Origin of the sequence: Promicromonospora iranensis (genome assembly GCF_028994775.1) — a bacterium.
Classification (GTDB): Bacteria; Actinomycetota; Actinomycetes; order Actinomycetales; family Cellulomonadaceae; genus Promicromonospora; species Promicromonospora iranensis_A.
In genome coordinates this window covers 1-934 of the sequence record NZ_JAJQMN010000031.1, presented here as the reverse complement: position 1 = coordinate 934, position 934 = coordinate 1, and the positions used below count along the sequence as shown (strand labels likewise).

The window sequence follows — 934 nt, the reverse complement described above, 5'->3', positions numbered from 1 at the left end:
GGATGCCTCACCGATCGCGTAGAGGCCGTCGACCTCGGTGCTGTGGTCTTCTGGTCGGACCCAGACGCCGCCCATGGAGTAGTGGGCGGTGGGTGCGATCTCGATGGGTTCGGTGGTGATGTCGAGCATCTGCAGCTCGAGCATCGTCTGGTAGACGCGTGGCAGGCGCGTCATGATCGTCTCGCGCGGCAGGTGGGAGACGTCGAGCCAGACGCCGCCGTTGGCGGTGCCACGGCCTTCCTTGATCTCGGTGTAGGCGGCCAGGGCGACGCGGTCGCGGGTGGACAGCTCCATGCGTTCGGGGTCGTAGCGCTGCATGAACCGCTCGCCCAGGGCGTTGCGCAGGATGCCGCCCTCACCGCGGGCGGCCTCGGAGATGAGGGTCCCGGCGGCGTTCTCGGGCTCGATGATGCCGGAGGGGTGGAACTGGACCAGCTCGGGGTCGCGCAGGCGCGCGCCGGCCTCGACCGCGAGGCGGAACGAGTCGCCGGTGTTCTCGTCGCGGCGCGAGGAGGTGCGCCGCCAGATGCGGTTGTGGCCGCCGGCGGCGAGGATCACGGCGTCGGCGTGGATCAGGTACGGGGTGCCGTCGGTCAGGTCGAACCCGTAGGCGCCGAACACGACGCCGTCGTGGGTGAGGATCCGGGTGACGTAGACCGAGTCGAGGACGGGGATGTCGAGCTGGGCCGCGCGGTTGACCAGGGAGCGTTGGATCTCCAGGCCGGTGTAGTCGCCGGCGAACGCGGTGCGGCGGTAGGTGTGCGCGCCGAAGAACCGCTGGGAGATACGTCCGTCGTCCTCGCGGGCGAAGGCCATGCCGTACCGCTCGAGGTCGGCGATGCCCTGTGCGGCGCCCTTCGCGACGATCTCGGCGGTGTGGGGGTTGGCCAGGAAGTAGCTCTCCTTGATGGTGTCCGCGGCGTGCTGCTGCCAG

The 934-nt window shown here is 70.0% G+C and carries 1 protein-coding gene; it reads right to left on the bottom strand.

Going from position 1 to position 934, the window contains the following annotated elements; genetic code table 11:
* Window positions 1-934, bottom strand: a 934-nt coding sequence (locus LUU90_RS26370; RefSeq protein ID WP_275007331.1) for an FAD-binding protein, incomplete at both ends; no start/stop codon positions are given.